The sequence below is a fragment of the Nocardiopsis alborubida genome (genome assembly GCF_012396365.1).
Taxonomy (GTDB): Bacteria; Actinomycetota; Actinomycetes; order Streptosporangiales; family Streptosporangiaceae; genus Nocardiopsis; species Nocardiopsis alborubida.
In genome coordinates, this window is record NZ_JAAXPG010000003.1 from 233,617 (window position 1) to 245,881 (window position 12,265).

Below are 12,265 nucleotides of genomic sequence, written 5' to 3' on the forward strand. Positions count from 1 at the left end.
GCGCCGGCCGGACCCCGCGACGGTCACGGGCGGGTTCCGGAATCCCGGTCGTGGGCGGACGCCGCACCCACCCAGAGGCCGGATCGCGGGCGGGCGCCGCACCCGAGAGCGCGGCGCCCGCCCACGTCCTCAGCGGTCGACCGGCAGGTCCTCCGCGGCGGTCGCCCACTCCGTGTTCGGCTCGCTGACCAGCACGTGCGTGACGCGCCCGCCCTCGCTCAGGAAGGACTCCGGCAGCCAGGAGCGCGTGTGCTCCCGCCCGTCCAGGCGCACCGAACCGATGTAGGTCGCGTCCGGCCCGGCGTTCGGGGCGACGACGGTGATCGGCTCGCGCCCGACCGGCGCGATCCTGGCGTAGGAGAACACCGGGGCCGACAGCAGCAGCTCGCCGCGCCCCGGCGCCTGCGGGAACAGCCCCAGGGCCGAGAAGACGTACCAGGCCGACATCGTGCCCAGGTCGTCGTTGCCGGGCAGGCCGCCCGGCCCCGTCCCGTACTGGGTGTCCACGATCTCGCGCACCGTCTCCTGGGTCTTCCAGGGCTGACCGAGCGCGTTGTACATCCACGGGGCGTGGATGCCCGGCTCGTTGGTGGGGTCGTAGCGCAGCGGGTCGCCGCCGCCCACCGACCACGCGCCGTCGGGGGTGCGGAAGAACCCGTCCAGGCGCCCGGCCGCGGTCTCCCGGCCGCCCATCGCCTCGGCCAGGCCGCCGACGTCGTGCGGCACCATCCACGTGTAGGTCGCGCTCGTGCCCTGCGCGAACCCGGTGTCGCGCCCGGGGTCGAAGGGCGTCACCCAGGACCCGTCGGCGTTACGCGCCTGCGCGTAGCCCGCCTCCGGCGTGGCCCCGGGGTTGTAGACGTTGCGCCAGTACCCGCCGCGCTCGGCGAACACCGCGGCGTCGTCCTCACGCCCCAGGCGCTCCGCCCACTGGGCGAGCGCGTTGTCGGCCACGGAGGCCTCCAGCGTCTCCGCGGCCCCGCCCCAGCAGTGGCAGTCGTCCTGCGGCGCGTAGCGGAGTTCGAGGTAGCGCTCCAGGTTCGGGCGCTGGCCCTCGCACTGGCCGGGGCACCCGGCGTCGGACAGCCCGTCGGGGTGCGGCTCGGTGGCCTGGGTCCGCAGGGACTCGTAGGCGGCCTCGGCGTCGAACCCGTCCACGCCCATCGCGGCGAACGTCGCCAGCGTCGCGGCGGAGGGGTCGCCGGTCATCACGTGCGTGGGCCCGTTGATGTGCACCCACCTGTCCCACACGCCCCCGTTCTGCTCGGAGAAGTTGAGCAGGGACTGCGCGAAGTCCCCGGCCACCCCGGGCTCCAGCAGCGCGAGCAGCTGGACCTGCGCGCGGTACTGGTCCCAGCCGGAGAAGTTGGTGTACTGCGCGCCCTGCCCGTCCGCCACGCGGTGCGCCTCGCCGTCCATGCCGGGGTAGCGGCCGTCCACGTCGCTCACCAGGTTGGGCTGGAGCAGGGAGTGGTACAGCGCCGTGTAGAAGGCGGTGCGCTGGTCGTCGGTGCCGCCGCCGACCCTGATCGTGCGCAGGCGCCGGTTCCAGGCCTCGCGCGCCGACGCGGCCACCGCGTCCACGCTCTGCCCGGGGGCGATCTCGGCGGCGAGGTTGGCCTCGGCGTTCTCCGCGCTGACGTAGGAGATGCCCACGCGCACGCCCACGTCGGAGCCCTCGGGGAAGGAGACGTAGCCGCCCGAGCCCCGGCCCCGCCGCTGGTCGCGGTCGTAGCCCTCACCGCCCGAGGCGGTGGTGGCCCCCGGCTTCAGCTCGTCGTCCTCCCACGTGCCCACCCCGCTGAAGGGGGTGTCGAAGCGCGCGGTGAAGTGCAGCCGGTAGTACGAGTTGCGGTTGTTCTCGCCGCCGTTGGCGCGCTGTCCGCAGAAGGCGCCGGTGAGCACCGAACCGCTCACCGTGCGGGCCTCCTCGTCGATGCGGACGTCGGCCTCCTCGCTGCCGTTGAGCGAGTTGGAGGTGCGGAAGAGCAGGCTGGCGGGGGCGCCCTCGGGGAAGTCGAACTCCCCGGCACCGGCCCGGTCGGTGACGCTCAGGTCCGTGCGCACGCCGTTGTCCAGGGTCACCGTGTAGCGGCCGGGGGAGGCGGACTCGTCGGCGTGGTCGAAGTCGCTCGCGTACACCTCGTCGCGGGTGTCGGCGCTGGGCGAGGTGTCCACGGGCACGGTGACCGGCATGATCGGCACGTCACCGGCGGCCCCGGGGTGGCAGCCGGCGCCGTTGACGTGGGTCAGGGCGAAGCCCCGCACCCGCGTGACGTCGTAGGAGTAGCCGTTGGCCGCGCCGGTGTCGGTCTGGTCCCCGCGGGTGGTGGTCGGGCTCCAGGAGATCATCCCGAACGGCCGGACCGCGCCGGGGTAGGTGTTGCCGCCGTTGGTGGAGCCGATGAAGGGGTCCACGTAATCGGCGGGCGAGGCCACGGCCTGGGCCGCCTCGACCGGGACGGGCGCCGCCGAGGCCGCCGGGGCGGGGGAGAGCAGGGCGGCGCCGACGGCGAGGGCGAGCAGTGGGGAGAGGAGTCGGGGGGAGCGTGGAGGGAGGGTCATCCTCTGCGTTCCTTCACGGGGGAGCGGGTGGTCCCGGAGAGTCTGGCCCAGCGGCGCGCGCCCCGGCCAGGCTCGGGCGGGGGAGTTGGCGAGTTCTTCGCCGGTCCGTCGCCGCGGTGTCACGGACGGACCACGGTGCGGACCGGGACGGCCCGGCCGCGGGTCCGGGCGCCGTCCGCCGCCCGGGTGGGGGACGGCCGCAGACGTGGACGGGGGAACGGCCGCGGGGCCCGGCGCACGCGCCGGGCCCCGCTCGCTCCGTCCGACGTCAGGGCACGTGCCGCGGGTTGCTCGGCGTGCTCTCGTGGTGCAGCCGGTCCAGGGCGGTCACGTAGTAGGTCACATCACCGCCGCCGGGCGCGGTGAAGACCGTCTCGCCCCCGCCCCCGGCCGCGCGCACCGTGCCGACCATGGCGCGCGGGTCCTGCACGGCGCACGGGACCTCCTGCCGTCCGGGTGCGCCGTCCAGGGCGTAGACCGCGTAGTAGGCGGGCCTGCCGCCGCGACCGGGGCGGATGGTCAGTTCGGTGCCGCCTTCGGCCCGCGCGGCTGCGGTGACCACGGGCTGCTCGGGCGCGGACCCGCCCAGGTCCTCCTTGACCGGGATCAGGGCGGGGTGGGAGTAGTGCTCCTCCACCACGACGTCCATGGCGTCCCTGGCGTTGGTGCGCAGCGAGTTCGCGCTGAAGTAGACGTCCCCGTCCACGCCCGGGTACTCGCGGTTCAGGTCCAGGTGCCGGGAGAGCTCGCCCGGGTCGGACCAGGCGCCCGCGTTGCCGACCTTGTAGGCGGCCTGGCCGATGTAGAGGTGTACGTCGGTGCCCTCGGTGACCTGCTCCCACCAGGGGACGAGCACCGCGTAGTCGGCCACGGGCAGGCCGATCTCCCAGTAGACCTGCGGGTTGATGTAGTCCACCCAGCCCTCGCGCACCCACCTGCGGCTGTCGGCGTAGATCTGGCTGTAGGACTCGAACCCGCCGGTGTCGGAACCGTTGGGGTCGCTGGTGTCGTTGCGCCAGATCCCGAACGGGCTGATGCCGAACTTCACGTGCGGCTTGGCGGCGTGCACCGCCTCGTCCATCTCCTGGACCATGCGGTTGACGTTGTCGCGCCGCCAGTCCCCGATGTCGCCGAACCCGCCGCCGTACTCGGCGAACGTGTCCTGGTCGGGCACCGTCTCGCCCGCCACCGGGTAGGGGTAGAAGTAGTCGTCGAAGTGGACGCCGTCCAGGTCGTAGTTCTCGACCGCGTGCATCATCGCCTCGACGACGAACGCGCGCACCTCGGGGATGCCCGGGTCGTAGTAGAGCTTGCCGCCGTAGGCGAACACCCAGTCCGGGTTGACCCGCGCCGGGTGGTCGGCCACCAGGCGCGAGGGGTCGTCGTGCATGGCCACCCGGTAGGGGTTGAACCAGCCGTGGAACTCCAGGTTGCGGGCGTGCGCCTCCTCGACCGCGAACGCCAGCGGGTCGTAGCCGGGGTCGGTGCCCTGCGTGCCGGTGAGCCACTCAGACCAGGGCTCGTGCGGGGAGGGCCAGAACGCGTCGGCGGTCGGCCGGATCTGCACGAACACGGCGTTGAGCCCGTCGGCCTTCGCCCGGTCGTACAGGTCGGTGAGCTCGGCCTTCTGCTGCTCGGGAGAGAGGCCCTGCTCGCTGGGCCAGTCGATGTTGACCACCGAGGAGATCCACTCGGCGCGCATCTGCCGCTTGGGCGGCGCCTGCGGATCGACCGCGCACTGCTCGGTGGAGGTGTTCGTCGCCGGGACGGCCGGAGCGGCCGCCGCGTGCGGCGCGTGGAGCAGCGACGCGGTGAGCGCTGCGGCCAGGGCTACGGCTCGGGAGACCCGACCCGCCCCCCGGGCGGGCGGGTGAGCGGGACGGTTCCGGTGCGGTTTCGCCAACGTGGGCTCCTTCCGGCTTCTGTCGTGCGGACAGGGAGCAGTCGGAAGGGATGCGCTCCGGTGCGGGCACCGCGCGCGGCGTCCGGGTCTGCCCTAGGAGAAAACCTTCATGATTTGTCGGGCAGATGCAAGACTCCTACGTCAGGTTGATACCGATGTGTCGCGGGAGCCGGGGGTTGTCGGCCCGTCTTCGGAGGCGGCGCGGTGCCCGCAGGCTTCCTCAGCGGCTGTCTGGGGTGCCGCCCCTCGCATACGCGGTCCTGGGAGGCCGTCACGGGTAGGGGTAGCGAGTAGGGGATCGCGTAACCGGGCTCGGTCCTCGGGCCGTGTGGAGTGGAGGGAGTGCCGTGTTCGTCTTCTTCAGCAACCGTCTGGGCTGTGTCATGTCGCTGGTGGTCTCGGTAGCGCTGACCGCGCTGCTTCTGTTCATCCTCAACTCCCTGGGGTGAGGCGGGAGACGGGCGAGGCGGCCGGGATGCCTGTTCCCTGGGAACAACGATGCCCGGCCGTGGTCCTCGGGGGAGGCGGCCGGGCGTGGGTGGTTCCAGGGGTCAGTGCGAGAGGGCGGTTCTCAGGAAGCCGCTCCACTCGGCGGCGGGAAAGGGGAGGTGCCCGGCGCCGGGGTGCTTAGAGTCGCGGACGGCCGCGCCGCAGGGGAGGTCGGCTACCTCGACGCAGTTCTGGGCCCGGCCGCTGTGGGTGCTCTTCCGGAAGCCCGTGGGGATGTGCGCGACCTCGACACATTCGACCCTGTCACTGCTGTAACTGGACTTGAAGAACCGCAGCTCGGTTCTGCTGGTCATGTCAGTTGCTCCTGCTCCATGATCTGCTGGACGAAGTGGGTCGTGCGCGAAGCTTGTAGCGCTGCTGAGTTCAGATGCGAAAAGATCGTGACATAGCGCTGCACGTCATCGGAATCCTGGGCAAAGAGGCTCGCTGTCGCGGTCTCTGTGTAGGCGATACAGGGATCGGCCGGGTTGGGGAAGTCCAGGAGGACGAAGGACCCGGACAGTCCAGCGTGCATGCCCGCGTCGAAGGGCAGCACCTGGATGTCCACGTTCTTCCTGGTGGCCATGTCCAGCAGGTGCTGTAGCTGCTCTCGCATGATCTGTGGGTCGTCGAGCCGCCTTCGCAGGGCTGCTTCGTCGATCACGGCCCAAAAGTGTGGCGGCTGGTAGCGCCCCAGGACGTGCTGGCGCTGTAGCCGCGCGTCAACGTTGCGCCGGACCTCATCGTCCGAGTAGGCGCGCCCGCCTCGGAAGACAGCCTCGCTGTACCTGGGTGTTTGCAGCAGGCCGGGAACGACCTGGCACTGGTAGGTCCGGATCATGGACGCTTCGGCCTCGAAGTCCGGTATGGCGTTACCGCCGAAGACATCCTTGTAGCTGGACCACCAGCCTTGCTCCTTGGATTCTCTCGCGAGCTCGTGAAGGGCTGCGCGGACCTCGTCAGGAGCCTTGTACAGGTCGGCGAGTGCGTCGATGTCACGCGCTTTGATGCGGCGTGCGTCCGCGCCTTCGATGTTGCTGAGGGTGGACTGGGGGACGTCGGCTGTCTTCGCGGCCACAGACAGCTTCAATCCCTGTGACTCACGTAGCCGTCGAAGCTCGCGCGCCAGTCGTCGGCGGCGCACCGTGGGGCTGATCGGGCTGTGCATGTCAGGATTCTAGACCAAGAGTTTTCGATTATCGTTGACAGCTCGATTATCGAGCTGCATCATGTGACTGTAGCTAGTGACTGATGGATCACACAGAGTTCACGTCGGTCAGGCTACGCCCTGCCCGTTCCGCGCATCACGGCATCCGTGAGACTCCTCCAACGGGCACCACGAAACCCCTGCTCACGCCAAGGAGTGTTCTCGTCATGCCCGCGAAAGCCCACGCCCCGATGCCCGTGCCCGCGCTGGGAGAAGCCACGGTCCCGCTGGCCAGCTTCATCCGACCGGTCCACCGCCACTACTTCACCCGGCAGCCCGAGCGGCCCAACTACCGCATGCGCCGCTACGACTTCGCCGGAACCCCGGCCGTGATGCCGCTGGTCCGCGCGTTCCTGGACACCTGCGCCGCCTCCCAGGACACCGACTACCGCTACCTCTTCACGCTGCTGGGATCGGAGTTGGCCAACAATTCGATCCGCCACAGCCTCTCCGGCCAGCCCGGGGGCAGCTACACCCTCCTGGTCCACCGCCACCGGACCGGCCTGCACCTGGCCTGCCGCGACCGGGGCGGCCTGCGCGACGAGGACTCCCACCTGGAGCCCAAGAAGAACGGCCTGAACCTGGACGCCGAATCGGGTCGGGGCCTGGCCATGGTCAACGCCTTCGCCACCGCCTGGGGCGACAACGGCAACGCCCACTACCGCACGGTGTGGTTCTCACTGGCCTACGACCTCACCGGAAGCCGCTGGAACACCCACACCGACCTCTGACATGCCGCCGACATGAGACGGGCCCAGGAAAGCGTTGCAGCGCTTCTCCCGGGCCCTGAACCCCCAACAACCAACCCAGACATAGGTAAGAAAAGAGGATCTGATGCAGCACCCTATCCCCTCGCCCCGCCGTTCGGACGACGTTCGACCGATGCCCCGGCCCATCCCTTTGCTCCCGCGCCGCACCCCGCTCATCGGCCCGGCCTGCCCGGTCTGCGAGCACCCCTCGTGCCGCGTCCGCCGCGCCCAGCGCCTGCCCCGCCTGGGCGGCCACCGCTCCGAGTTCGCCCGCCCGTCGCCCTCCACCACCCTCAACGGACGCCTCCGGCGCAGTTTCTCCGCGGCACACGCCCAGGCCGCCGCGATCCAGGCCCGGCACCGCCACCTGATCGTCTACTACGGCGAGGCCACCCAGTCCTTCTGGGCCGTCACCCCCACCGGCCTCCTCGAAGCTGCGAACGCTGACGCCCTTCTCCTGGCCCTGTGGCCGCACAACGCCCCGTTCATGCCGCCTGCCCTGGCCGTGGAGGCTCTCACCCCCGTACCGGCCTGATCGGCCTCTCCCACCTCGGGCCGGAACCGCCGCCAGCGGTCCCGGCCCGCCTGTGACTCAGCGGTGGATCCCGCCGGAGCGTCCCCGGCCGGGCCCCGCTTACTCCCGGCGCCTACTCCTGCTGGTGGGGCATCCGGATGTTGTACTGGCGCATCTTGCGGTAGACGGTCGCCCGTCCCATCCCCAGCTCGGCGGCGGCCCCGACTACGGTCGCGCCCGGGGCCGTCAGGCAGCGGACGATCTCGTCGCGCTCCATCGCCTGGATACGGCTGAGGCGGCGCCCGCCGTTGCTGCGGAAGACTTCGGCGGGCAGGTGGTGCACGTCGATGACGTCCGCGCGCTGCGCCGCGTCGCACACCGCCCGCTTCAGCTCGGTGACGTTGCCCGGCCAGTGGTAGTCGGTGAGCGCGCGGGAGGCCGCCGGGGTGAAGCCGATCGCCCGCCCCCGGGCCCCCTGCGCGAAGTGCCGCGCGAGCGGCAGCACGTCCTCCGGTCGGCGGCGCAGGGCCGGGGCCTCGACCACCGTGTCCACCAGCTCCCGCAGGGACTCCGGGAGCGCGTCGAAGCTCCGCCCCGTGACCACGAAGGGCTGCGGACGTCCGCCCGCGCGCCGCGCCCCGGCCAGCAGCCGGGCCAGCTCGCTCGCGCCCCATGCCGGAAGCTCCTCCACCCCGGACACGATCACGCACGTGTCGTCCTTGGCCAGCTCGGGGGTCCAGAGCGTGAGCCAGGAGTCCACGTCCTCCGGGGCGGGCGGACGGGCGTTGAGCACCCTCTCCCGTGCGCTGACCTGCCGCCGAGCGAGCGAGGCCAGGGAGGTCCGGCCCGAACCGGGCTCTCCCACGACCGCCAGGGTCCTCCCGCCGACCGCCTGGCGGGCCTCGGTGACGGCGCCGCGCCAGAGCCGCGACGCGCAGGCGTCGGCCTGTCCGCCGCCGGCGGCGCGGAAGCGGAACACCGCGCCCCTGGGCGCGGGCTGGACCCGGCGCCCCGTGCCCCGGGCGAGCATGAGCGCGGACGTGCTCTGCGCGGCGGACTGGGCCAGCGCCAGCAGCAGGGCCGACGAGGACTCCGACCAGGTGGTCAGGTTGACGCTGCCGACCAGCGTGCCGTCCGCCGGGTCCAGGACCGGAGCGGCGGCGCAGGTGTACCCGCGCAGCCCCGTGCAGTAGTGCTCCTCCGCCCTGACCAGCGACGGCGCGCGGTCGGCCAGGGCCAGGCCGAGGCCGTTGGTGCCCGCGTCGCGTTCGGCGTAGGAGAACCCGGGCGCCAGGTGGACCCGGTCCAGCGAGCGCAGGATCGCCGCGTCGTTGGCGAGCCTGCTCAGCACCAGCCCCTCGCTGTCGGTGATCATCAGGCTCACCGGCTCGTTGGCGATGGTGCGCTGAATGCCCCGCAGGACCTCGTTGCCGCACTCGTAGAGCAGCGAGTCGGTGTCCACGGAACCGGTGAACGCGGGCTCCACCCGTTCGGCGGAGACGCCGTAGTGCTCGCTGCGCCGCCACGAGGCGCGCAGCCGGGGGGCTTTCGCCGGTGTCCGTCCGGCGGTGTCGGTGGGTGCGTGTCTGGGCGGTGAACACGTCCGGTCGTGCACGTCGGCCTCCAGGGGTTCTGCGGCCGCGACCTGGGCGGACGGTCGGTACACCCGCCCGGGCCGCGTGACGGCCAGGTTACTCGTCCGTGTCCCGGAGGCCCCGGAGCGACTGTCTCAAACTGAGACACGCGACACACACCAGAGTTGCGTACGTCTCCCTAGTCTTCCAGCGAAACGGCCGACTCGACCCGGCCTCGTGGGAGGAAGCATGTACAGCAAGGACGGCGAGGACTACTTCGTCGTGGACGCGCACGTCGCCCTGTGGGACGCGCGTCCCGAGAACCAGCTCAACATCCACGGCAAGCAGTTCATCGACTGCTTCTACGACTACCACCGCAACCTCGGCCCGGAGTCGGAGCTGTGGCCGTACGAGGACTTCCTCTACTACGGCGGCGAGCGCCTGATGCGCGACCTGTTCACCGACGGCTACGTCGACCACGCCATCTTCCAGCCCGCCCACCTCGGCGCCTTCTACCGCAACGGGTTCGGGCAGGCCGAGGAGGCCTTCGCGCTCACCCAGGCCCACCCCGACAAGCTCACCTACAACCACTGCTGGGACCCCCGCTTCGAGGAGGAGGGGCTGGAGTGGCTGCGCCGCGACGCCGAGCGGTTCGGACTCCAGGGGGTCAAGCTCTACACCGCCGAGTGGAAGGAGGGCTCGCGCGGGTACAAGCTGGACGACCCGTGGACCTACCGCTACCTGGAGACCTGCCAGGAGCTCGGCATCCGCAACATCCACGTCCACAAGGGGCCCACGATCCGGCCGCTGGACCGCGACGCCTTCGACGTGGCCGACGTGGACCACGCGGCGACCGACTTCCCCGACCTCAACTTCGTGGTGGAGCACTGCGGGCTGCCCCGCCTGGAGGACTTCTGCTGGATCGCCACCCAGGAGCCCAACGTGCACGCGGGCCTGGCCGTGGCGATCCCCTTCATCCACACGCGGCCGCGCTACTTCGCGCAGATCCTCGGCGAGCTGCTGTACTGGCTGGACGAGGACCGCATCCAGTTCTCCAGCGACTACGCCCTGTGGACCCCGCGCTGGCTGGTGGAGAAGTTCGTGGACTTCCAGATCCCCGAGGACATGACCGAGTACGCGCCGGTCACCGTGGACCAGAAGAAGAAGATCCTCGGGCTCAACGCGGCCGCGATGTACGGCATCGAGGTGCCCGAGGGGCTGGGCCTGGCGGCCGACGCCGACGCCGGGGCCAACGCCGAGGCGGTGGTCTGACATGCGCCCGTCCGGACACACCCGGTTGGAGCGCCCGGCCCCGCGGCACGAGGCCTCCGGACACAGGACCCCGGATGACGCGGAGCTGGAGCGGGCGGCGCTGCGGGCGCTGGACGCGGTGTACGACCCCGAGCTGGACGAGCCCGTCACCGACCTGGGCTTCGTCCGCTCGGTCAGGGCCGACGGCGGCGCGCTCACCGTCCACCTGCGGCTGCCCACCTCGTTCTGCGCGCCCAACTTCGCCTACCTCATGGCCTCCGACGCCAAGGACGTGCTCACCGACCTGCCCGGCGTGCGGGAGGTCGCGGTCCTCCTCGACGACCACCACGACTCGGACAGGATCAATCGAGGTCTGGCCGCGGACGCGGGCTACCGCGGCACGTTCGGGGACGAGGCGCAGGAGGACCTGGAGGAGCTGCGCCTGGTCTTCCAACGCAAGGCCCACGCCGCCGCGATGGAGCGGGCCCTGACCCTGCTGCTGCGCGCGGACCCCGGCCTGGCCGAGGAGGACCTGCACGACCTCACCCTCGCCGACCTGCCCGACGACCGGGCCGGGCGGGCGCTGCTGCGGCGACGCGCGGCGCTCGGGCTGGACGACGACCCGACCGCGCGCGTGCTCGTGGACGACCACGGCGACCCCTTTCCCCGTGAGGAGGTTCCGCTGCGGCTGAGGTTCGCCCGCTCCACCCGGATCTCCATCGAGGGCAACGCGCACTTCTGCCGCGGGCTGCTGCGCACCCGCTACCCCGGGTCGGAGGCCGACCAGGCCCCGCCCGCCCACACACTTCCGCTCACCGTCCAAGCGAGGCAGTCATGAAGGCAGTCCAGGTCGTCGGCTACGGCCAGAACCCGCGCATGGAGGAGGTGCCCGCCCCGGAGGTCACCGGTCCCTTCGACGTCGTCGTCAGGATCGGCGGCGCCGGAGTGTGCCGCACCGACATCCACATCCTGGAGGGGCAGTGGGCTCAGAAGTCCGGTGTCACCCTGCCCTACACGATCGGCCACGAGAACGCGGGCTGGGTGCACGCCGTGGGCAGCGGCGTCACCAACGTCTCCGAGGGCGACAAGGTCATCGTGCACCCGCTGATCACCTGCGGCCTGTGCCGGGCCTGCCGCTCCGGTGACGACGTCCACTGCGAGAACAACCTCTTCCCCGGCATCGACACGGCCGGGGGCTACGCCGAGTACCTCAAGACCTCCGCGCGCAGTGTGGTGCGCATCGACGACTCCCTCGAACCCTCCGACGTGGCCGCGCTCGCCGACGCCGGGCTGACCGCCTACCACGCCGCGGCCAAGGCCGCGCGCCGCCTGCGCCCCGGCGACCGGTGCGCGGTGATCGGCGCCGGGGGCCTCGGGCACATCGGCGTCCAGGTGCTCAAGGCGATCACCGCGGCCGAGATCATCGCGGTGGACCGCAACGCCGACGCTGTCGCCCTGGCCACCTCGATCGGCGCAGACCACGGGGTGGTCGCGGACGGCACGCAGGTCGAGCAGGTCCTGGAGCTCACCGGCGGCCACGGCGCCGAGGTGGTCATCGACTTCGTGGGGGAGGGCGGGGCGACCTCGGACGGTGTGCGGTTCCTGCGCCGGGCCGGGGACTACCACGTCGTCGGGTACGGCGAGAACATCGACGTGCCGACGATCGACGTCATCTCGGCGGAGATCAACTTCGTCGGCAACCTCGTCGGCTCCTACAACGACCTGTGCGAGCTGATGGTGCTGGCGGCGCGGGGGCACGTGCGGCTGCACACCAGCAAGTACCCGCTCGACCGCTTCCAGGACGCGCTGGACGACCTCGGCGCCGGGCGTGTCCGGGGCCGCGCGATCCTCGTCCCGTAGGGGACCTTCGACCACGCCGGGAGGGAGCGCCCGGCCGGGCCCACGGGTCCGGCCGGGCCCGTACCCGTTCGCGCGCTGCCAGGGCGTGTCGCCGGTGTGCGACGGGGTGTCCTGGCGCAGGTGGTGTGTTCCGGCGCGGCAGCGGGCATGTGG

General features: G+C 71.7%; 10 protein-coding genes. 5 read left to right on the forward strand and 5 right to left on the reverse strand.

Annotation, left to right across the window (positions count from 1 at the left end):
* Positions 1-129: 129 nt before the first annotated feature.
* The 4 genes from HGB44_RS04785 to HGB44_RS04800 form a co-directional block, all read right to left on the reverse strand.
* On the reverse strand, positions 130-2,565 hold the full coding sequence (locus HGB44_RS04785; RefSeq protein ID WP_061082089.1) for a GH92 family glycosyl hydrolase: 2,436 nt from the start codon (positions 2,563-2,565) through the stop codon (positions 130-132).
* Positions 2,566-2,833: 268 nt separating this feature from the next.
* Complete coding sequence (locus tag HGB44_RS04790) at positions 2,834-4,468, reverse strand: glycoside hydrolase family 10 protein (RefSeq protein WP_061082090.1); 1,635 nt, start codon at positions 4,466-4,468, stop codon at positions 2,834-2,836.
* Positions 4,469-5,019: 551 nt separating this feature from the next.
* The gene (locus HGB44_RS04795; RefSeq protein ID WP_061082091.1) at positions 5,020-5,271 is read right to left on the reverse strand and encodes a DUF397 domain-containing protein; all 252 of its coding nucleotides are present in this window, start codon (positions 5,269-5,271) and stop codon (positions 5,020-5,022) included.
* Positions 5,268-6,125, reverse strand: a complete 858-nt coding sequence (locus HGB44_RS04800; protein ID WP_061082092.1) for a helix-turn-helix domain-containing protein — start codon at positions 6,123-6,125, stop codon at positions 5,268-5,270. The genes HGB44_RS04795 and HGB44_RS04800 overlap by 4 nt, the downstream gene beginning before the upstream one ends.
* A gap of 206 nt (positions 6,126-6,331) precedes the next feature.
* Here HGB44_RS04800 and HGB44_RS04805 point away from each other — a divergent pair, with 206 nt between their 5' ends.
* The gene (locus HGB44_RS04805; RefSeq protein WP_061082093.1) at positions 6,332-6,895 is read left to right on the forward strand and encodes an ATP-binding protein; all 564 of its coding nucleotides are present in this window, start codon (positions 6,332-6,334) and stop codon (positions 6,893-6,895) included.
* Between the two features lie 103 nt (positions 6,896-6,998).
* Positions 6,999-7,448 carry a hypothetical protein gene (locus HGB44_RS04810; protein WP_168443949.1) on the forward strand — a complete coding sequence of 150 codons (450 nt, stop codon included), beginning with the start codon at positions 6,999-7,001 and terminating at the stop codon, positions 7,446-7,448.
* A gap of 112 nt (positions 7,449-7,560) precedes the next feature.
* On the opposite strand, the gene HGB44_RS04815 is transcribed toward HGB44_RS04810, so the two are convergent.
* Positions 7,561-9,093 (reverse strand): helix-turn-helix domain-containing protein, encoded by a 1,533-nt coding sequence (locus HGB44_RS04815; RefSeq protein WP_231972557.1) that lies wholly within the window; start codon positions 9,091-9,093, stop codon positions 7,561-7,563.
* 157 nt (positions 9,094-9,250) lie between these two features.
* Between HGB44_RS04815 and HGB44_RS04820 the strand changes: the two genes are divergently transcribed.
* Genes HGB44_RS04820 through HGB44_RS04830 form a run of 3 tightly spaced genes read left to right on the forward strand, consistent with a single transcriptional unit; the run spans position 9,251 to position 12,112 of the window.
* Complete coding sequence (locus HGB44_RS04820; protein WP_061082318.1) at positions 9,251-10,273, forward strand: amidohydrolase family protein; 1,023 nt, start codon at positions 9,251-9,253, stop codon at positions 10,271-10,273.
* 1 nt (position 10,274) lies between these two features.
* The gene (locus HGB44_RS04825; protein WP_061082317.1) at positions 10,275-11,090 is read left to right on the forward strand and encodes an iron-sulfur cluster assembly protein; all 816 of its coding nucleotides are present in this window, start codon (positions 10,275-10,277) and stop codon (positions 11,088-11,090) included.
* Complete coding sequence (locus HGB44_RS04830) at positions 11,087-12,112, forward strand: NAD(P)-dependent alcohol dehydrogenase (RefSeq protein WP_061082316.1); 1,026 nt, start codon at positions 11,087-11,089, stop codon at positions 12,110-12,112. The genes HGB44_RS04825 and HGB44_RS04830 overlap by 4 nt, the downstream gene beginning before the upstream one ends.
* Positions 12,113-12,265: the final 153 nt, after the last annotated feature.

Bases quoted from the DNA above. Each gene is read 5' to 3' on its own strand.
- HGB44_RS04820 (WP_061082318.1), top strand. From the start codon at position 9,251: ATGTACAGCAAGGACGGCGAGGACTACTTCGTCGTGGACGCGCACGTC.
- HGB44_RS04785 (WP_061082089.1), bottom strand. From the start codon at position 2,565: ATGACCCTCCCTCCACGCTCCCCCCGACTCCTCTCCCCACTGCTCGCC.
- HGB44_RS04830 (WP_061082316.1), top strand. From the start codon at position 11,087: ATGAAGGCAGTCCAGGTCGTCGGCTACGGCCAGAACCCGCGCATGGAG.
- HGB44_RS04795 (WP_061082091.1), bottom strand. From the start codon at position 5,271: ATGACCAGCAGAACCGAGCTGCGGTTCTTCAAGTCCAGTTACAGCAGT.
- HGB44_RS04825 (WP_061082317.1), top strand. From the start codon at position 10,275: ATGCGCCCGTCCGGACACACCCGGTTGGAGCGCCCGGCCCCGCGGCAC.
- HGB44_RS04810 (WP_168443949.1), top strand. From the start codon at position 6,999: ATGCAGCACCCTATCCCCTCGCCCCGCCGTTCGGACGACGTTCGACCG.
- HGB44_RS04800 (WP_061082092.1), bottom strand. From the start codon at position 6,125: ATGCACAGCCCGATCAGCCCCACGGTGCGCCGCCGACGACTGGCGCGC.
- HGB44_RS04805 (WP_061082093.1), top strand. From the start codon at position 6,332: ATGCCCGCGAAAGCCCACGCCCCGATGCCCGTGCCCGCGCTGGGAGAA.